The sequence below is a fragment of the Flavobacterium undicola genome (assembly GCF_009909155.2).
GTDB classification, from domain to species: domain Bacteria; phylum Bacteroidota; class Bacteroidia; order Flavobacteriales; family Flavobacteriaceae; genus Flavobacterium; species Flavobacterium undicola.
The window spans coordinates 17,248-37,692 of the sequence record NZ_JAAAPM020000028.1 but is presented as its reverse complement, the minus strand read 5'-3'; the positions used below and the strand labels follow the sequence as shown (position 1 = coordinate 37,692).

Genomic DNA, 20,445 nt, shown 5'->3' with positions numbered 1-20,445 from the left:
CTAACAGTTTAAAAATCCTGTTAAATTTTAATCATAACAAGCAAATTGAAAATAATGTTTAAAACAACAATTTGAATTATTTCCTTTTAGCTTTTATTCAGATTTTATAACTAAAAATTGAAAAGTTAAACAACCCAATTAGTTTGTATTTCTAAATATTTAAAAAGCAAAAATGAAAAAAATCATGTCATTTAAAATTAGAAAAGTTTATTTGATCTTAAGTATTATATTGTTTTCTATTCAGGCTAAAGCACAAAAAACAGAAAAGTTCTATAATTATAAATGGAAAGAATGTAAAATTGCAGAAGCACATTATTACAGCATAACTCAAAAAATAGATTCAGGATATTTACATAAAGATTATTTTGTAAGAGGAGGAAAACTACTTAATTCATTAGTTTGTCAAGATTCCTTATGTAAAATAAAGAATGGAGAGGTAATTCGATTTTATCCTAACGGTAAATTAGAAACAACCGGAAAATATAAATTGGATAAAAAAGAAGGGATTTGGCTAAGTTATCATTACAATGGTATAAAGAAAGATTCAGCATTTTATAAAAATGGGTATCCTATTGGTAACAGTCTATCTTGGTATCCTAATGGTTTTCTTCAAGATTCTATTTGCAATTATCCTAATAAAGGAGGAGTTAGAGTAAGTTGGTTTGATAACGGGAATCCAGACTCTTTAGGAAGATTTGGCACGAATAATAAAAAATCAGGAAAATGGGAATATTTTCATAAAAATGGAAAAATAAGTGCTATAGAACTATACAGTGATTCAAAATTGATTGATTCGAAATTCTACGATGAAAATGGTATTGTAATGAGTAGCAGTACCAAAGATGTTGCTGCAGCGTTTCCAAAAGGAGATCAGGCTTGGATAAACTACTTAAACAATAATATCAATCGGTTTCTTCCAAATGGATTTGATGTTGTAAATGCAGAAAAGGTGACTATAGTCGCTAACTTTACTATTGATGAAAATGGCAAAATCGAGAATATTTACATTGTCACTCCTATTGATGATAAAATAGATTCACTGGTGATAAAAGCAATTCAAAGGTCACCCCAATGGATTCCTGCAACCAATCATAATCGAAAAATAAAACAGAATAATAGACAGTCATTAACTTTTGGTAATGAAAATTAAAGTAAAGAAGGGCTGAAAACTAAAAATATAAGAGATAAGTTTTATAAATATATAACAGCAAGTATAGTTCTTCAGATCCGAATTTTATTGACGGGAGAGTAGTAGTAGAATTTGTAGTTCAAACCGACGGTTCACTTCGTGTTGATAGAATAAATAATGATCTTGGTTTTGGAATATCAGAGCAGTTAAGAAAGATATTTGAAAATTGTAAAGGATGGACTCCAGGAATTAAAGATGGAAAAGCAGTAGAAGTAAAATATAGTATGCCTCTAAATATTCAAGGAAACCAGAATTAGGAATACGCTTCTTAAAAATATAAATCCATTACAAATTCAAAGCAGAGGTTTGAGATATAAATAGTAAAAAACATATTCTGAGACCTAGAATAAAAACAGCTACATCAGTAAAAATGTGTAGCTGTTTTTTCTGAAAAATGATTTAGGATTTATGCTATCTAATATAGGATGAACGAATTATAGGTTATTTGCCAATCTTTAATTGAACACTACTCAATATGAAAAAAATAAACAAATTACTATTTAAATTATTAATAGTCTTGCCAATGTTTGCTATTGGGCAATCATCACCTAATTCTAAAACAAGAAAATCCTATGATAAATTGGATAATATCAAAATAGACAAAGTAGTATACTATGAAAGTCCTTATACTATGATTGCGCATAAACCTGTAGAAACTGCCTACTTACCTTCTTGGTATTGGGGGTATTGTGCAAAAAATTATCCTTTAGCTTTCAAAAATTATGTTGCAGAAGCCAATTCATTTATGCTTCTTCCTAAATCTTTTTCGGAAACGAAATTAAAGGAGTATGAAACAAAATTTAAAAGTTTAAAACTGGAAGATTTCCCTATGCCTTACGTCTATTGTTATGGAGAGATTTATTTTACAGATAAAAAGACACAAAAACAGTATCTTGCGTTATTAGCCTATAAATTTGAAAAGCAAAGCCCTAATATGGAATTTAATAAAATTGATATACAAAAATTTAAAGTTCCAAAAGACTGGAGATATAAAAACAGTAAAGTTGAATCAGATACTTTTGTACAAGTATATGATGCCCCAACCGTTATCAACTACTTTGTTCTAGACAAGGATGGTTTTTACAAAGAAGGTGATAATGTAGAAATTGATGAAAATATTGTAAAAAATGGTAATAGTAATATCATTATTGGAGAAAATCGATTTGATCACTTCTTAGATATGTTAAAACGCTCACCAAATTATATTCGTAGTTATATTATAAATGGAGAACGTATTTTCGAAACCAATAAACAAACTCCAAAGGGAGTTATTTCCATAGGTAGCAAAAGAAAACAACCATAATAAAAAGTACAATTTACGAGAAACTTAAGTCGTAACTAAGCAAGAGCTTAAAAACAGAAAACTACATCAAATAAACGATGTAGTTTTTTGTTTTTAAAGAAAAAAATAGGAACCTTCCTATTGAAAGTGTTCTTTAAAAAAGGAGCATTCTTAAAAGTTAGGTGTTGCTGGTGATGTCTCCCGACTTCGCACAGCATCTTACTAATACTATTCTCATTTCTGAGAAGACTTCGAGGAGCGGGTTATTTACAAAAAAACAGGAAATCTTCTCGATTTCCTGTTTTTGAATTAAGGATTAACGAATCCTCATCGAGTTATTTTATAAAATTATTTCACACCTTCGTTTAGTGATTTGTAAACAAGTCCCTCTACATACAAACCTTCGTAGAATCGGGCAAAATCAGAGAGTTGCATATGTTTTTTATTGATGACTTTGTCTGAGATTTCAGTTCCGTTGATTTTCAAACCTTCGAATACAATGTTTTTAATACCGCGCTCCGGGGAATAGCCTTCAATAATTGAAAGATTGGCATTTTTACCGTTATAGCTCACATTTTTAAAAAACAAGTTTTCAATTCCACGACCGGGAGCTTTAGCATATTTTTTATTGTAAGTAACACGTAAGTTGATCAATTGTCCTTGTTCAAAATCTTCCACACGGATATTTTCAAAATAGATGTTTCGGGCTAAATTTTCATCCGATACATTAATAGACATACAACCTTGGTAATTGATTTGAGGTTCATCATGATTCAAAATATCGATATTGTTGAATTTTATATTTTCGATTACTTCGGATTGACCCGGCTCCGGATTTCCATGGGTTCCAATTAGAATAGGGTGGGCTACATCGGCCCAAAGCGTAGCATTTTGAACGGTTACGTTTTTACAGTCTCCGAAAAACTTCCAACGATGTCCATAAATAGCAATACAATCATCAGAATTACGCATAAAAACACCATCAATTAAGACGTTGGTATTGGAAAATAAATCAATTCCATCGCCCCAACCTTTGGAACTGAAAGAGCGAATATTTTTGATTGTTAGATTCGTAGATTGACCGCTGGATACGGTATAATGATCTGGATTTAGAAAAACTAGATCTTCAATTTGAACTTGGTCTGAAAAATTAACACCCACACCATCATCGGATTTATAAACAATTCCACGACCACAAATGCGTACATTTTTAACACTGTCACAACTGATAGAAGTATTTAAGACTGCTCCGCCTGCGAGATAAACTGTTTTGCCACTTGGAACATGCAATACATTGTCTTTAATTTTATGAAATCCCGGAGCAAAATAAATTACCGATTTATCTTTTGGATTTGGTTTATAAGTTTCAGGAGTATTGGTAAAAATTTGCAAATTATGGAAAATATCTCCATTGACTTCAACAGAAAGATTACAAGGTTTTGAAAGTGAAAAATAAAGTGTATTCCCTTCTATAGAAGGTTCAAAACCATACGACAAAGGACGAATTCGAGCGGAATGAACCGTTCCTCGATTGTAAGTTATGGAAAACTCCACCGTTCCTTTAAAATCGAAATATATCATAGAACTTTTGGTCACATTGTGCATATCGACTAAGGCTTCGTATTCGTATAAATCCTGCCATTGTCCTCCGGCAATTCTCACTTTTACAGTAAAATCATTATTATGGGGAATACTATCCGATACTGGAAAAGTAATGAGTTTTTGGGCGTTTAAACTAAAATTGATAGTAATTAAAAAAAAGAAAAAGATTATTTTTTTCATAAATAGAATAGTGTAAAGTAGGCTTATTGATAAATTATTTTTTTATTACAAATTTTGAAAGTTTGGTTTCCGAATTGTAATTAACATCTAGTTTTTTACCATTAACTATTACAGCATTTATATTTTTAGAAGCTAATGAAATTGTTGCTCCATCCTGGCCTTGAAATTGAAGACTAGGTGTTTTGGCATCAAAATCAACTATGGTAGAGAACTTAGAAAGCGCATGAATTAATGGTTTCCCTTCTTTACGCAAATAACTGCCATCTGATAGGAAAAGACGTTTTATGTTTTTTGGATTACTGCTATCAGCACCTTCAGGAAAGGTCAAAGCCATTAAATACGCATCCGTATCCCAACTGTTCATGACGTTAAGACTGTTGCGATGTTTGATTCGGCCGTCAGCTAAGAGGTTAAGATAAATTTCGGTTGTTTCGCCATTTTGTGTAATACGAACACCTAGAAAATCTTTTCCTTCAAATTTTTCAATTACAGGCAATTTGTCTTTATTGTCGTCATTTTTTAAAGTAATTGCCGAAATAAATTTGGTACGATTGGTTTCTTCAAAATGACTGATAGACCAATACGATTGTTTGACATCCGGTTCGTGATCTTTTAATCCTGTTTTTTCTTCTAGGCGCATTTTTTCAGGGAAATCATGAGGTAAGCCTCCATCAGGAAATGTTTCCGGATACAGCGGACGAACCAGAACTTCGGCATTGTCTTGTTTGATAGATAAATCCAATCCGTTGCGTTTTGAAATTCCGTTGTAATGCAATAACCACTCAAATTTTCCAGGAGTGTAAGATTCTAAATCGTCTAATACAAGAATGACATCACCCACCCATAAAAAATGACGGAAGTTACGTGAAAACCATTGTGAAGTTGGCCCAGTAGCATCAGAAAAAATGTATTTCATTTTGTCCGTTTCAAGCAAATTATAAAGCTGTCCTTCATTTTTTACTCCAAAATAAGGATCTTTTTTGCTTTGTGCTTTTCCATTGAAAAGTGCGACATTGTGCGCTTCACTTTGGCAATAATATTCAGTGTATTCTGGTCTTCCGTAGGACGAATTTCCAGAGTCGATGATTAAATATTTTCCTTTATGAAATAAGATAAACGAACCAGCATCGGCATGGGCATGGTTCCAGGTAAAACCACTTTTGATCCCTAACATAGAGGCATTGTCTTTCCATGAATTACGCAAAGTAGCCCAACCCAGATCGGAAAAAAGTTTTGATTCTGTTAAGTCTGGAGATTTGATGTCTGTATAATTAGTTAAATCAGGATTTAAAAGTAAACCTTGTGGGCTGTCAAGTTCCATTCCTTCTTTGTCAGAACCTTTCATGGTTTTTTGTAAATACCAAGCATATTTATTGTTTTGAAGTCCTAAATTCCAAAGTAATAGAACACAAGCATTTCCGTTTCGTTTTGTACTACCATCTCCAAAATTTACAGATAAAGGACCTTCGTTAGTATAATAAGTGGTATGAATGAAAAAATCGGCCATTTTTTCCAAAATCGATATTTCTGGTTGTTTCACTTCGGGTAAAACATTTTGAAAAGCATAACGGAAAAGTAAATATTGGGAAAAACCAAAATTAGCGTAGTTGATACTTTCATAAAAACCACCATCACGACCAAAAGTCATGGGTTTGTTTTCTAACACATTTCCAGAGTAATTAATCCATTCGGTTGCAGTTGCGGAAATTTCGTTTGCCCATTTTTTTGCTTCTGGTATTTCATCTATTATAGCCAATGACGCAAATCCTGCCATATCCACACAGGCACTCCACCAATTGTGCCCCATTGTATCAAAGGTATGAATGTTGCTCTCTGGATTAAGCCAGTCGTCCATAGCTGGTTTGATACCTAATTTGACAATGCCTTCGGCAATTTGCTTTCTTTCAGATGGACTTAAATAATTGTAGGCACAGTCAAAACCAATAGCCATGTAAAAACTGTTGTGAGCTGTTCCTAAACCACCTTTCCAAGCAGGAGTACGTTGGAGTAATTCTTTACCTTCCCAACTTTTTTGCTCTATGGCATTTAGTAATGTTTTTTTAATTCTTTCAGCAAAACGTTTGTCATTCGTCATTCGATAAGCTAATCCTAATTCTTGTAAATCGGGAGTTCCAGATTGCTCTTTTTTCAATAAGTCTTTCGCTTTTTGCAATTGATTTCCCCAAGCTTTTTGTACTTCTGGATTCTTTTTTATCTGTTCCTTCAATCGGGAAATATTGGCATCCGTATGTAATAAATAGTTGTGTTGTTGCGCAGCTATACTATTATAAAAGAAACATATAATGAATAGAGATAGTATTTTTTTCATGTTTGTATTTTGCATTTAGAATAATTATTTGGACAGATAGAAACTTTGAACAACGGGTTCAGCTGATTGTATTTTAGGCTCAATTGATCGACCATATTGCCAGGCAACTACAGTAATTTTCAAAGGTAATTTAGCTCTTTGAGGAATTTTTGTAAATACTAATTTACCATTTTTTATTTCAGCTGGGCCTTCTTGAATATAAAAATATACGGGTAATCCACTATTTGAATGGGCTTTAAGAGGAATTTCATTTACTCCCTTTTTTTGATTTGCTAAAGTTTCAAATGTGATTTTTTGTTGCATACCTTCCGTATTTTGTAAAGGGATACGCATATTGAATTGTTGAACGGTACTTTTATAGTTTTTGTCTCCAGGATGGCTGGCCATAAGCCAAATATCTCCCGTTCTTTTTTCGTTATTAAGTCCCATTCTGTAAAAACGAACGGTAAAAGTAGTATCGTTGACTTTTTCAACTGGTCCACAAATCCGGGTAATTGTCGGTTTTCCTTTGGCGTGATTATTTGTGATTTTTGTTCTTAAGGTATCTGTGAAAACCGATTTTAAATGAAAGCTGAGTCCGTCCGATTCTGGAGTAAATGAACCAACAATACGAGCATGTGATCTTGGATTGAAAGGAAGTAATTTTCCATTTTGAGTAAATCCTAAATAGTGTTCTTTTTTGCCTCGAGCATTCGCATAAAATTTTTCGGTAGCTTTTGCTATTTCTTTATCGAAATACCAAAAAGCCTCTTTTTTATCACCTTGATATTGATTATAAGATAATGCGGAATAGGTTGGTTTTACATCCTTTTTCCATCGTTCTTTTAACCAACCTTTTTTAGGATTAATAGGGGTTAATGTTACTGATTTGTCTAATAGTGTTTTTAAAGGAAGTCGATATTGCACGGCTTTTTTAATGAACAAATTAAGATACTCAATTAGTTCATCAGAAATATCAAAGTGACCATGTCCGGCATCGCACAAAAAGGAAATGGCAGCATTAGGGAAACGTTGTTTGAAATCAAGAGCGGGTTGTACGCGTGCTTCCCACCATTCGTATTCTCCTTCGACCATTAAACCGGGAATACCATCAATATTTTTAGTACTCCAATCGATATTTTTTCCTCCGTATCCTGTCAGCTTTGTTTGGGGAGCATCACCATGTATTGAAATAATAGCTAAAGTTCGTGCGGGATTAGCAGCTGCAAAATTCCAAGGATAAGTAGCATATGCTGAATGTCCGATGGGAATAATTGGAGCAAATTGAAGTTCGGTATAGCCTGAAACCGATGCCAAATCATTCATTATAGTTTCAAACACTTTGTTAGCTCCATTATTAAAGTCAAATTTCATATCAAAGCCAGGACTAATCCATACGATGGCTATGCCTAATTTTGCCATTTCTTTTCTGAATTTAGGATGGTCAAAAATGGTTTCCTCAGTCATATTGTGCTGACCCAAAACAACAGCCCGAACCTGATTACAATTTTCAGGAATCCATAAAAAAGCTTTGGGATACTCTTTGGTTTCGCTCGAAATAATTGAGGTTACAGGAACTGACCATTGGTATTGAGCATTAGCATAGCAACTCAATAGGAATACTGATAGAAAAGTAAAAAGAGATTTTGTATTTAAATTTATTTTCATCTTCATTTTCATTTTAAATTCGGGATATACTACTTTTCTAATGACTGTTTTTAGAATTTACTTTTTAGTGAATAGGATATTTTTAGTAAAATCCCCAATCTTAATTTCAGCATCTTTTGTGTTGAGCATGGTTTTTCCATTAACCTTTAGATTTTCAATTGTAATATTTTTCAAAATACGGTCTTTATCATAACCATAGATTAATGATGGATTTGCAGAATTACCATTGTATTGTATGTTTTTCAAGGAAATATTTTCAATACCACGTCCAGGAGCTCCACTATATTTTTCATTAAAATAGACTCTGAAATTGAAGAGTTGGCCTTCTTGAATATCTTCTATTCGGATATTCTCATAAGTAATGTTGCGAACTAAGTTGTTATCGCTGGCACTAATGGCAAGACACCCTTGATAATTAGAATCGTCTTCATCCTGTTCTAAAATATCTATATTACTGAAACTGATGTTTTCTATAAGATCTCCTCCAGCTTCAGCGTTTCCATGTAAACCGATGTTAGTAGGATGTGCAATATCTGCCCATAAGGAGGAATTTTTAATTTGGTAATTTCGTGCATTGCCATAAAAATTCCATCGATGACCGTAAATGGCAATACAATCATCAGAATTACGCATGAAAACATCATCTATAAGAACATCAGAACAGGCCATCAAATCGATACCATCGCTCCAACCTTTACAACTGAATGATTTTATATTTTGAAAGGTAAGTCCTGTTGATTCTCCTCCATAAATAGTATAATGACTTGGGTTAATGAAAATAGGACCGTCAATGGTTATGTTTTTAGAATGACGGATTTCAACACCTCTTTCAGGTTGAAAGACAATACCATGTCCAATGATTTTTACATCTTGAGCATGATCTATCATGAATTTTGCTTTGATTACCGCACCGCCATCGATGTAAACTGTTTTACCCGAAGGAATATGAAAAACATCACCCGGTAAATCTTTAGGTTGATGCACACCTGGTCCAAAATAAATTACATTGGGATCTTTTGGATCTGGTTTCTCTTTTAGGATTGGATTGGCAAAAAGATGTAAATTATGTAATTTATCACCATCTATTTCTAAAGATATTTTACGAGCTTGATCTAGTGTAAAGGTGATTACATTTCCATTGATTTCAGGAGAAATTTTATAGGATAATGGTCTGATTTGAGCCTTATTTATATTTCCATTATTTTTTCGCACTGAAACTTCTACTTTTCCAGAAAAGTCGAAGGAAACCATCGACGCATTTTGCACATTGTCTAAATCTACCTGAACATTATATTCAAACAAATCCATCCACTCGCCGCCAGGTTTTCGAACCTTTACAGTAAAATCATCGTTGTGTGCTGTATATTTTACGCCAGTCGGTGCCTCGTAAGTAATTAAACTTTGAGAGAATAGAGTAGGAGATGTTAAATAGAATAGTGTTATAAAGAAGTACTTCATATTAGTTTTTAATGTTTTGGTATTCATTATTAGACTTAGCCCAATGTATTTTTAAGTTTAATAGTTTTTCAAAATAGAGTTTATTACAAAGAAAACCGTTCTGTACTGTTTGTTAATAGGTGTAAACTTGTTGTAAAATGTTTTGTAATTATAAATGTAACAATGTTTTATTAAGAAATAAGTTTTACGTTTATTCTTTCCAAATGACTACTTCAGCAGGTTTAAGTAATTTTTGGCCAATTAGTATTTTTGCATTAGTTGGTACTGGTATTTCTTGATCATAGGAAGAATAATTAAAACCATACCAGAAACCGTTACTGTATTCTACCAGTACTCCTTCAGGTAGCGCTAATGTTGGGACGTTGGCTTTGTTGAATATTTTTCGCAGTACTTCTTTTTCCAGTTGTCCGTCATCAGTATCGGGACCTATATAGGTAACAGTACCTCTGCCTAATTTTCGGTGTAAAACAGCAGCTTTGCCTTTGTAAAACTGGTCATCATAGCTCGCCCAAACGGTTGAAACATCCTGTGGTTCTATGACATCTCCCCAGTTATTCCATCCGAAGGAAGTTTCATCCATTTTTACTTTAGCCATTAATTTTGTTGGCAGTAAATCAAAATAGATTTCTTTGGCTCCAATCAATTCTAATATCGGTTTTTGAAAGAGGGCTTCCCATAAGTGTGCTTCTCTATCTTTTTGTCCAGTACGGCAACTCAATACTAAGTTTCCACCATTTTCCACATAGGTTTTCCAACGAGATACTAATTGTTCGTCTAATAATTGATATGCAGGAGCTATAAGAAAAGGATATTTGGAAAAATCGTGGCTTTCGTCAATGACATCCACAGGAGCTCCCATAGATTTTAAAGCTTTGTAGTAACGATTTACATGCTCTACATAATCCCATTGGTTGGTTTGAGGTTGGTATTCCATTTCCCAGCGGTTATCAGGATTGTATAGAATAGCCGTTTTTCTTTTATTGAGAATATCAGGTATTGCTTCTGGTTTGTACCATTTGCGCAGTTCTTTTAATTCTTTGATTACTTTTACGTATTCATCTCCAGAGCGACTTACGTTAATACCGTCGGTTTTCATGATGCCGTAATGGTATTGTTCACCTCCAGATAGAGGTTGGCGAAAACGGTAATTACAGACAAATTTATTTCCACCAGCCATAACATGGTACATCCACATTCTAACTGCTCCAGGCATGGTTTGCGGATTAAATAATCCCCAGTTTACCTGCCCTGGTTGTAATTCCATTACGCCACTAACACCATTTATAGGTCTGAAAAAATCATTTGAAAATCCAATACTGTTAGCCGATCCCATACGAAATCCTTGTTCTCCTTGTCCCATATCATATCCTTCAGCAAGGTATTTGGTGTAGGTTTGGAAATCCAGTTCTTTCATTCGTAGCGGATCAACTGCTGAATACTGAGGCATTAAATTGGTAGTAACCCACTGAGAAGGTTTGATATATTTGCGTAATATATTTTTTTGAAGGATAACAAAATCGGCCGCCTGATCTGCAGTAAAGCGTTTGAAATCTAAAATAGCATGTGGATTAGCTTGTTGTACTAATTCTTTTGGATTGGGAATGCGTATTTGCTCAAAATTATTATAGGTTTGGCTCCAGAAAGTATTTCCCCAAACTTTATTTAAGTTATCTATACTTTTATATTTTTCAGCAAGCCAAATTCGATATGCTTTTTGTGCATTTTCACTGTAATCAAAAGAAGCACCATAATGTGAAGGTTCGTTGTCAATTTGCCATCCGCAAATGGTATTGTTGTTTCCGTATCGTTTGGCCAGTAAGGTTACTATTTTATCGACGTATTGGCGATAGCGAACACTAGACCAAGAGGCTTGCTGTCTTGCTCCATGTTGTATTGTACGTCCTTCGGCATTGACCATTAATATATCAGGATGTTTCTCTGTTAGCCAAACAGGAGGAGTAGGTGTAGGAGTGCATAATATTACCTTAAGATGATTTTTTTCGGCTAAAGCTACAGCTTTGTCTAGCCACTCAAAATTGTATTTTCCTTCCTCAGGTTCCATTGTAGACCAGGCAAATTCACCAAAATGGGTAAATTCGAAACCAAGTTCAGCCATTTTTTTTATGTCTCTTTCCCAATTGGATTCAGGCCATTGCTCAGGATAATAATAGCTTCCTACTAACATTAAGTCTTTTTTATTAAAAAACTTCTCAGCTTCTTGAGAAAATGAGGGTTGGATTCCGAATAATAATAGAATGCTTAAAACAATTTTATGTTTAATAGAAAAATTATAATAGGAAGGACGAAAGTTATTTTTCATATAATACAAGTTGGTAGTTTATTATAAGAGATTGAAATAAAGAAGTATTACAGCTCCAATTAATTAAAAAATATAAATAATATCCATAATAAAAAGAAAGATTTGGGGCAAAAGATTTCTTTTTATAGTATAGCTTTCAAAAGTATATTATAATTAGGTGAAAACTGTTCTGAACTGTTTGTTAAAATTTACTTTGGTGTCAATATGGATTAATAAAGAAAATATTGGTTGTACTGTGAATGATGAATTTAACAAACAGTTCGTAACAGTATTCTTTTGAATAAAATATACATTTGGAAAAAAAAGAGGTTTACTTTAGTTTCGAAAGAGACAAAGTGATTGATCTTTAGGATGATGTAGATTTTTGTAAAATAACTAATTTAAAATAAACTTTAAAAATAATTAATTATGTCAATAAACTTATTTGATTTAACGGGTAAAACGGCTTTAGTTACTGGAGGTGTTCATGGTTTAGGAATGGCAATGGCTAAAGGTCTTGGACATGCTGGAGCAAAAATTGTAGTAAATGATTTATCTTCTCAAGAAGCTGTGGATAATGCAGTTGCTGAATATAAATCGGAAGGAATTGAGGCCTATGGATATCTATTTGATGTTACTGATGAAGCTGCTGTAATTGCAAGTATTAAAAAAATAGAAGCAGAGGTTGGATCTATTGATATTTTAATCAACAATGCTGGAATTATCAAAAGAACACCTATGATCGAAATGGAAGTTAAAGATTTTGCTGCAGTAATAAATGTAGATTTAATCAGTCCATTTATCGTTTCAAAAAATGTTGCCAAAGGAATGATTGAGCGTGGTGGTGGAAAAATCATCAATATTTGTTCAATGATGAGCGAATTAGGAAGAGATTCAGTTAGTGCCTATGCTGCTGCAAAAGGAGGTTTGAAAATGTTAACTAAAAATATGGCTACCGAATGGGCGAAGTTTAATATTCAAACGAATGGGATAGGTCCTGGGTATTTTGCAACTAGTCAAACAGCACCAATTAGAGTTGATGGACACCCATTTAATGAATTTATTATAGGAAGAACTCCGGCTGGCCGTTGGGGAGATCCAAATGATTTACAAGGAGCTGCTATTTTCTTAAGTTCAAAGGCGAGTGATTTTGTAAACGGCCATATTGTTTACGTTGACGGTGGAATTTTAGCAACAATAGGAAAGCCTTCTAATGAGGATTAATTTTATTAGAAGAGGTGTGTAAAATGAAAAAGGATGATTTTTAATCATCTTTTTTTGTGTATCGTTATTTCAGGACGGGACAAAAATCCAAAAACAAACCCTTAAACAATTGATGTTTAAGGGTTTGTTTTTGTAGCGAAGACGGGAGTTGAACCCGTGACCTCAGGGTTATGAATCTGAAAACAGTTTTTAAATCCCTGTGTTTACTGGGGTTGGCAAAGCTGTTTTAGTATGAAAAAATACAAATCGTATGCGTTTTAGTATTCCTTAATATTGTTATGATCTTATTTATAATGAGTAATATAGATTTAACTCACTTACAAAAGAGTGTAAATAATTATCCTCAACGTTTGAGTTCCTAGTATTTCTTAAAGTTTTTAAATTCTCTTTTAAGTTTTCAAAGAAAGTTTCATCTAAGGCTTCAATTTCTATAGAATCGTAACTAACTAAAATAACCCACATAATATAGAAATCTTGAAAAGAACGTCTAAATATTGCAGACCCCTTAACATTAAATAATGAATTAAGTGATTCTTTATTCGGGTTACCTCCGAATAATTCTTTTAATTTATTTATTAATGTATTTGTATTTTCTATACATTCTAAAAAGATTTCTTTTTCATTAGCTTCATTGTCAAGCTTAATAAGAAAATCTGTTAGACCTGCTTTATTTTTAATTCTACATGTTATTCTGTCTTTTCTTGTGAAGAAACCTAGTATTTTTTCAAATTCTGAATTGATACTGTTGTATTTGATATATGAAAGAATTGTTAATAATTCTTCATTTTCCATTCTGTCATTTCTTTCTTCTTCAACGGAATTTGTTTCTTTACTATAAAACCAACTGGAATGTTCTTTTGTGATTTCCTTTATTCTTTTTATTAGGGACGTATCAACAGTAGAATTCCACATTTCAAAAGAATTAGGCTGTATAGGGTACGGCTTATTATTTAACCTTATAAATAGATCTGTAGCCTCAAAATTTGGATTGACATTCTGGTCAATAATAATCACATCAATTGTGAAATCAAGGATTTTTTCTCGAAGTTCTTCTGTAAGCTTGTTGTAATTGCTTCCATTATGTTCTTTAAGTATTTTTAAACCTTTTAATTTATAAGAATTATTTTTTGAATATTGAAGCTTCCCATCTTGATCCATATATTGTTCTCCGAGAAACCCCATAATAGATAAGAGTCTTTGTTGGCCATCAATTACTTCTTTAACTCCGTCAGTTTTTTTTAATACAAAAATGGGGGGTAAATTAATGCCTAATAAAATACTTTCGATTATTGATGATGCTTTTAATTCACTTACTTTCTCTTGTCTTTGGTATGATGGACGAATTGAATACCTGTGTGTTTTAATATCCGAACGAATTTCATCAATTGGTGTTGAAATGGGGGATGGTTTATTAATTCTTAAATGATCAAACTCATCAGTTTTTTGTACTGAATCCGGTTCTGATGAAAGAATATTTTTTACTGTTTCTTTAAAACCTAAATTTCTAATAAATATAGAAAAATTAAATTGAGTAATTAATTGGAAAACTTCGGCAGTATCAGAAAAACGATCAATTATACTACTATAGTAATGACTGTCATCACGAATATATTTTGCAATATTTTTTTTGTAATGAGTAACCAAAATAGTATAATTTTCATCAAGCTCAATTATTCTGTCTTCTGATTCCAATATTCTTATTGCCCAAAAGATACATTCAAAAATGAACCTGTTTTTAAGAGTTACTTCTTCTTCACTGATTTTTAAATAAAAATCATGAACTAATTTAATCTGTGATTTAAAATTTTCAAACTCAGTAATGTAATTTTCTATATGCTCCGTTGTAAAGTTGTAAAGTAAATCTACAATTTCTGCTCTTTCTTTTCCGCTGGCATATTTTGAAATTGGAAATTTCTCAATAATATATAACCTTCTTAAATAGTTTGCTTTCTCTTGAATTTTCTCATCAATTTCGCCATTAAAAAAGCAATTATTTACATATGTATAAAAATCTCCTTTAAGTGCTAGTTCTTTTTTAAATAAGTCAGATAAAGGATCTTTATTATATCTTGCATTATCAACCTCACTAGATGTTAGAGGTGTGATACCAGTATTATATCTTCTGAAAATTTCTCTTTTTATTTTGTCTTCAATTGAAATTTCAAGTGTTGGCTCATTAATTATTTCAAATTCGAAAATCCTAATATTTGATTCTAAAAAAACTTCTTTTAATTTTTCAGGATCTAGCTTATTGAAACTTTGCTTATCAATTCCCGTTAAAGACATGAGTCCTTTTCTGCTTAAAGTAATTTCATTGTCTTTAAATCTTTTCAGCGTTTCAAAGCGTTGCCTGCCATCAATAACTTCAATTTTTAAACCGGATTTAAAAAATATTAATGGTGGTATTTCTGTTCCAAGAATTACACTTTCTATGAAAAATGTTTGTTTAATTAAATCCCAAACATAATTTCTTTGATAATAAGGACTATAGTTTATTCGTTTTAAATTTCTTTCACTTAAAAGAGTTTTTACTGAAATAGTTCTAGCATCAATTTTGATGCTGTTTTTGAAAACTCGAAGAAAGTGTTCTTCGTTATTAGTATATGCCATTTTATAAGTTTTCTATTGTGTATTCAAATGTTATTGTGTCAGTCCTTTTGGTGATTAATTTTGTAATTTCATTAGGTTTGATTTTCCTAAATTTTTCATAAAAATAATAATCGTGAAGAACTAAATCTATAAAGTTTAAAAATTCATCTTCTCCAAATGGCAAATTACTGATTGTTTCTTTTTTGGCGATTATCTTTAATTCAAATTTTTCGTCTATATAAATTCCTACTATAACATTATATTCTTTATAAGCTTCTTCTGTTTTAGTTGGGTCAGTAGTCTCAATATTTTTTGCCTTATTTATATTGTTTTCCATCAATTCAATAAGCCATTCAGTAAATATTGTTATTCTATTCTTTTCGTTTTCTTCTTGAAAATTAAAATGTTTTACAAATTCTATTTTTGACAATCTTTGTATATGTTTGAGTAGCCTATATTTTAAAACTACTTGTTGAGCTTTGTTGCCATATATTGAATGGTAATTATAATATAAAAGTAATAATTCATTGTCTGAGATTTGTGAACGGACAATTTTGCTATAGAAAATTTTTTCTTCCTCTTTTAAATGATCACAATCTTCAATGAACTTTAATAATCTATAAATAGTTTTGAAGTATGATGAAAGACGACCTCTGTATTTAAAATATATATTAGTATAGTTTTCTATTATTTTTTGATTAGTTTCATTAAAATTATCAGCTGTAGAATCTGGAATTAATTGATTGAATTCATCATAAACTGAATTAAAAAAGTCGTGGTTTCCATTACTTTCATTGAGATTGTTTTTTGTTGATACATAAACGTTTAGCAAGGAATAAAAGTTAGAATCAAATTGTTGATTCTTCATTGTCTTTGTTTGTTGTTCGTATATTTTTCTTGTTGAAATTAATTCCTCTTTTTGTGCTTGAAATTCAACTGTCTGATGGTTCAAAGCAGTAATTTGTAAATTGAGAGCACCTTGGTTAATTCTTATGTCATTTCTTTGTTCTGTTAAAGCAACGTAGTATAAAATTATTCCAACAAATGCTACTAAAGTTCCTACGATGCCTCCAATGAAATCTCCAAATTGTGCAATTTTTGATTCATCTATAGCTACATTTTTTTGCCAGCTGCCATAATGTGCAAATATGTATATACCAATAAGTAATATGCCTAATGATATGAAGCTTAATATTACACCAGTTTTTTCTGTAAAAACTTTTTCATGAAAAGGTTTTTGTATGCTTTCATTTGTATTTGAATCTATCATGGTATTTATTGGCTGTTTTTTTAATTGGGTATTATATAGTCATTAATTGACTTCTAATAATTAGCTGTAACTATTCTCTTTTAGATCTAAAAATATGATTGTTGTTTTTATTCTCTTCGCTATAATCTGCTGGAAAAATCAATTTATAAAAGATTATATTCAAAGAGTATCTCGTAAAACGGAACCAGTAAGGTTTTTTCTTTTTCAAGATTTTAGATTTTATGTTGTAATTTTTAATCTTGATTCTCTTTTCCATACAACCCGCATATCACTATGCGGTTTGGCTTTTATCGGCGTTACCACCTAAGAGATTTTCGAGACGATTTATTTTTTCTTTATATAATGCAATTATTTCTTGAGATTGCTCTTTAGTCTCTCTCAATAACTCGTTTTGTTCTTCCAGCAACTGTATTTTTAATAATAAATCCGTCCCCTTTTCTACTTGCGTTTCAGTTCCTCGAAACATTTCGCCTTTGCCAAGCAGAAACCAGCGCAAATCCAAATCTTCAAACTTGTTTGCAATATCTTCTAATATTTCAAAAGATGGTTTTTTATTTTCATCCTTTAATCTATTTAGTTTAGAAGAAGAGTCATATTTCAAACCCTTTAAAGCAAAATCGTTTAGATTTTTAAATCCTTTTGCGTCAATTAGTTGAATTAATCTTTTGTAAAATGTTTGCATTTTATTGAAATATGTTTGTATAATTGAAATATGTTTGTAATTTTACAACATCAAAGCGTTACAATTGCAGTACTATTTGTAGAAAAGCACGTAAATACGAATGTAATAAAAAAACAGTTGCAAAGCCATTGATTTTTTGTAAGAAATATATCAATTAAGAAATGATGCAAAACGAGTGCCAAATATTACGAAAAGCTATGAGAACATCAAAACAAAATAGACGGTATCGATTGCATCAAAAATTAGCTAAAGCAGGCGTGAGATATAATCCTAATGTTAAAACTATTTATGTGCCTTGGGATTTTGTGACAGGAAATAAGGACTTGAAAGAATTACAAAAGGATTTTAATTATCAAATACAACTAGAGATATGATTTCTAAAAAAGAAAGAAAACTAATGCTTGAAACATTAGGCAAGAAATATACACCCAAAGTTATTCCTTATTTGCGAAAATTAGGACTCAAAAACGAAAGAGGTAAAGATTATTCAGTAGAAAGTATTCGATTGATTACAAATTGTTTTAGAGAAAATGAAGCTGTAGAAATGGCAATTATGCAATTGGTAAACAAAACCATAAAAGCTAAAAAAGCAATGGCCTTAAAACGTAAAAAACTATCTAAAAAATAAGCTTGATGAACCCAAAAGTTTTATCAATATTCAACAATGCAAAAATCTTTCTTTCCTCTGAGGAACTGAAAGAACTGGCTTTGTGTATTGATAAAGAATTTGGGAAACCAACACCCAAAAAGGCTAAAAAGAAAACAGCATTAGAAAACTGGACACTTGAAAGTGTTACTGAAAAACTGATGGCTACACAATTCAATAAAAATCGTAGAGCATAAAAATACCTCCAGCAAATGCTGAAAATTCCTAGACGCATTCGGGCGTATTGCGCCCGATGCCGAAAGGTTATTAGAAAAGAAGTTATTATGAGCAAACAAAATTTAGACAGTAGAGTTTTTTCGTTAGCATCCAATCTTTTTGGATTTGGTAACACTACTGAAAAAAAATCAATACAAGAAACTATTGCAACAGCCATTGCAACGACTTTGCAAACAGAAAATAGGATTATGGCTGTTTATCCTGCAATTGTTGTTGAAGCATTTGCAATAACAATGGATAAATACAGAAAGTATATTTCAGCTTATAACTTCAAGACAAATGCCGAGAATGAGCAAATTGAAAAGCATAATGCTGATGTAAGAAGTTTTTTAAGAGAAAACCAGCTAAATGAGGTTCAAAAAGAATTTGCAAAGGTTTTTTTTTATAAAAGTAAATCTCTTAAACCAAGAGAGTATAATGATAATGCGGATGCTTTTATGAAGGATTACGGTTTAATTCTCGAAAAAAAGAAAATCCAAACTGTAAAGTACGCCACGGAATTAGTATTTCAAAACCTATTACACTTATATAATTCGCAACTAATGAAACGCAACGAGCAATATATGAAATTGCGTGTTACTACAATTAGACCTATTGAAGAATTCAAAATCAATTCATTTTTAGTAACTGAACTAAAACGCAAGGGGATAAGTAGCTTAGACCTCTGCACAAAGACTGTGCGTAACCATAGACAACGTTTAGAAGAGTGCGGTGTATTTGTGGAGTATGTGTTTAAAGGTCAAAATAGACCTGTTGAAGTACATATAAATGCCGAAATTTTGACGGTTTTAGACCTCAAAACCTCGAAATTAATAACTACTGAAAATCAACAACTTACCTCTGAAAACGAGAAAGAGTTACCTGATAACAATGAGAATACTAGAACAGATTTAAATGAATGTCAAATGAATGAGAATGTTAAAAACATTTCTCATTTTGATAAGGAGTTCCCTTCGGTCACGCCTTCTTATTTGTTTTTTACAGGAACACCAGCCAGCAAACTGCAAAATTCAACCGAGGTGGCGGTGGCGAAAAGTGTTAAAGTTTCTGAAACTTTATCCGAAAAGTTGCAAAACCTTATCATTCACCCGCAGGAATTGGCTGTAAACCTTGCTAATAAGGAATATAATAACTACAAACCAATCGATACACGCTATTTATTCAAAGAAGCTTATTCCGGAACAATGTTAAAAGAAGATTTTAGAGAACTTGTTATACAAGACTTCTTTAAAAGTATTTCTAAAATTTATAAAAACACAACGCCGTTTGCGGGTTCTTGGAAAAAAGCTATTGCGCTTTATATGCAAAACAAATGGATTGCTTTTACAGGTGAGGCTTTTAATAAGGCTGCAATTGTAGATGATATTCAACAAATGCGTTGGCGTGCTGAATGGGCTAGAAAATGGTTTATAAAAAATGATTTTCCTCCTTTATTTCCTTATGAGTATTTTGATATGACACGTAAAACATCAAAAGAAGTAGGTTTTGAATATACAAAAGCCAAATGGGGTGAACATTTGCAAGGAAAGGCAAAATATGAAGCTTTGAAAAAGAAGCAAGAAGCCAATGCAGTACGCAGAAAAGAAGCAATAAATCACGCAAAAAAATGCGAAAATGAAGTAAACCGTTTCTTCAAAAACAAAATCACAATGCCACAATTGTTTGATTATGTAGAAAAGAATTTACCAGCCGAATATTTAGAAAAGTTGCCCCAAATGATTGAAAAAAAATCATTGAAAATTAATGAGAAAGTGAGTTATGTAGATAATGATTTTGCACAATATGATTTTAGCGAATTTTAATTAAACCTA

The 20,445-nt window shown here is 31.8% G+C and carries 16 protein-coding genes; 8 read left to right on the top strand and 8 right to left on the bottom strand.

The features are described from left to right. The first annotated feature begins 184 nt into the window (after positions 1–184). The 3 genes from GTZ96_RS14790 to GTZ96_RS14780 all read left to right on the top strand — a co-directional run bounded on the left by GTZ96_RS14790 (position 185) and on the right by GTZ96_RS14780 (position 2,492). On the top strand, positions 185–1,150 hold the full coding sequence (locus GTZ96_RS14790) for a toxin-antitoxin system YwqK family antitoxin (protein WP_181033208.1): 966 nt from the start codon (positions 185–187) through the stop codon (positions 1,148–1,150). Positions 1,151–1,197: 47 nt separating this feature from the next. After that, positions 1,198–1,446, top strand: coding sequence for an energy transducer TonB (locus GTZ96_RS18485; RefSeq protein WP_161644687.1), 249 nt, complete (start codon positions 1,198–1,200; stop codon positions 1,444–1,446). Positions 1,447–1,664: 218 nt separating this feature from the next. Further along, positions 1,665–2,492, top strand: a complete 828-nt coding sequence (locus tag GTZ96_RS14780) for a hypothetical protein (RefSeq protein WP_161644682.1) — start codon at positions 1,665–1,667, stop codon at positions 2,490–2,492. 327 nt (positions 2,493–2,819) lie between these two features. Here GTZ96_RS14780 and GTZ96_RS14775 read toward each other — a convergent pair whose 3' ends face one another. From GTZ96_RS14775 to GTZ96_RS14755, 5 genes are all read right to left on the bottom strand, one after another. Beyond that, a complete protein-coding gene (locus GTZ96_RS14775; RefSeq protein WP_161644681.1) occupies positions 2,820–4,253 on the bottom strand; it encodes a glycosyl hydrolase family 28 protein in 1,434 nt (477 codons plus the stop codon). Between the two features lie 34 nt (positions 4,254–4,287). Further along, positions 4,288–6,582: a heparinase II/III domain-containing protein gene (locus tag GTZ96_RS14770; RefSeq protein ID WP_161644680.1), complete on the bottom strand. Its 2,295-nt coding sequence runs from the start codon at positions 6,580–6,582 to the stop codon at positions 4,288–4,290. A 24-nt stretch (positions 6,583–6,606) separates the two neighbouring features. Continuing rightward, on the bottom strand, positions 6,607–8,229 hold the full coding sequence (locus GTZ96_RS14765; RefSeq protein ID WP_161644686.1) for a hypothetical protein: 1,623 nt from the start codon (positions 8,227–8,229) through the stop codon (positions 6,607–6,609). Positions 8,230–8,286: 57 nt separating this feature from the next. Then, entirely contained in the window at positions 8,287–9,687 is a 1,401-nt protein-coding gene (locus GTZ96_RS14760; protein WP_161644685.1) for a glycosyl hydrolase family 28 protein, read from the bottom strand. A gap of 190 nt (positions 9,688–9,877) precedes the next feature. Beyond that, the gene (locus GTZ96_RS14755; RefSeq protein WP_161644679.1) at positions 9,878–12,007 is read right to left on the bottom strand and encodes a beta-galactosidase; all 2,130 of its coding nucleotides are present in this window, start codon (positions 12,005–12,007) and stop codon (positions 9,878–9,880) included. A gap of 408 nt (positions 12,008–12,415) precedes the next feature. On the opposite strand from GTZ96_RS14755, the gene GTZ96_RS14750 reads away from it, so the two are divergent. Next, on the top strand, positions 12,416–13,210 hold the full coding sequence (locus GTZ96_RS14750; RefSeq protein ID WP_161644678.1) for a gluconate 5-dehydrogenase: 795 nt from the start codon (positions 12,416–12,418) through the stop codon (positions 13,208–13,210). A gap of 288 nt (positions 13,211–13,498) precedes the next feature. Here GTZ96_RS14750 and GTZ96_RS14745 read toward each other — a convergent pair whose 3' ends face one another. From GTZ96_RS14745 to GTZ96_RS14735, 3 genes are all read right to left on the bottom strand, one after another. After that, positions 13,499–15,820 (bottom strand): DUF262 domain-containing protein, encoded by a 2,322-nt coding sequence (locus GTZ96_RS14745; RefSeq protein WP_161644677.1) that lies wholly within the window; start codon positions 15,818–15,820, stop codon positions 13,499–13,501. 1 nt (position 15,821) lies between these two features. Next, the gene (locus GTZ96_RS14740; RefSeq protein ID WP_161644676.1) at positions 15,822–17,069 is read right to left on the bottom strand and encodes a putative phage abortive infection protein; all 1,248 of its coding nucleotides are present in this window, start codon (positions 17,067–17,069) and stop codon (positions 15,822–15,824) included. 271 nt (positions 17,070–17,340) lie between these two features. Then, a complete protein-coding gene (locus GTZ96_RS14735) occupies positions 17,341–17,751 on the bottom strand; it encodes a hypothetical protein (RefSeq protein WP_161644675.1) in 411 nt (136 codons plus the stop codon). Positions 17,752–17,948: 197 nt separating this feature from the next. Between GTZ96_RS14735 and GTZ96_RS14730 the strand changes: the two genes are divergently transcribed. From GTZ96_RS14730 to GTZ96_RS14715, 4 genes are all read left to right on the top strand, one after another. Further along, the gene (locus GTZ96_RS14730) at positions 17,949–18,125 is read left to right on the top strand and encodes a hypothetical protein (protein ID WP_181033207.1); all 177 of its coding nucleotides are present in this window, start codon (positions 17,949–17,951) and stop codon (positions 18,123–18,125) included. After that, positions 18,122–18,379: a hypothetical protein gene (locus tag GTZ96_RS14725; protein WP_161644673.1), complete on the top strand. Its 258-nt coding sequence runs from the start codon at positions 18,122–18,124 to the stop codon at positions 18,377–18,379. The genes GTZ96_RS14730 and GTZ96_RS14725 overlap by 4 nt, the downstream gene beginning before the upstream one ends. Positions 18,380–18,384: 5 nt before the next feature. Continuing rightward, positions 18,385–18,594, top strand: coding sequence for a hypothetical protein (locus GTZ96_RS14720; RefSeq protein ID WP_161644672.1), 210 nt, complete (start codon positions 18,385–18,387; stop codon positions 18,592–18,594). Between the two features lie 87 nt (positions 18,595–18,681). Next, entirely contained in the window at positions 18,682–20,436 is a 1,755-nt protein-coding gene (locus GTZ96_RS14715) for a hypothetical protein (protein ID WP_161644671.1), read from the top strand. The last annotated feature ends 9 nt before the right edge of the window (positions 20,437–20,445 follow it).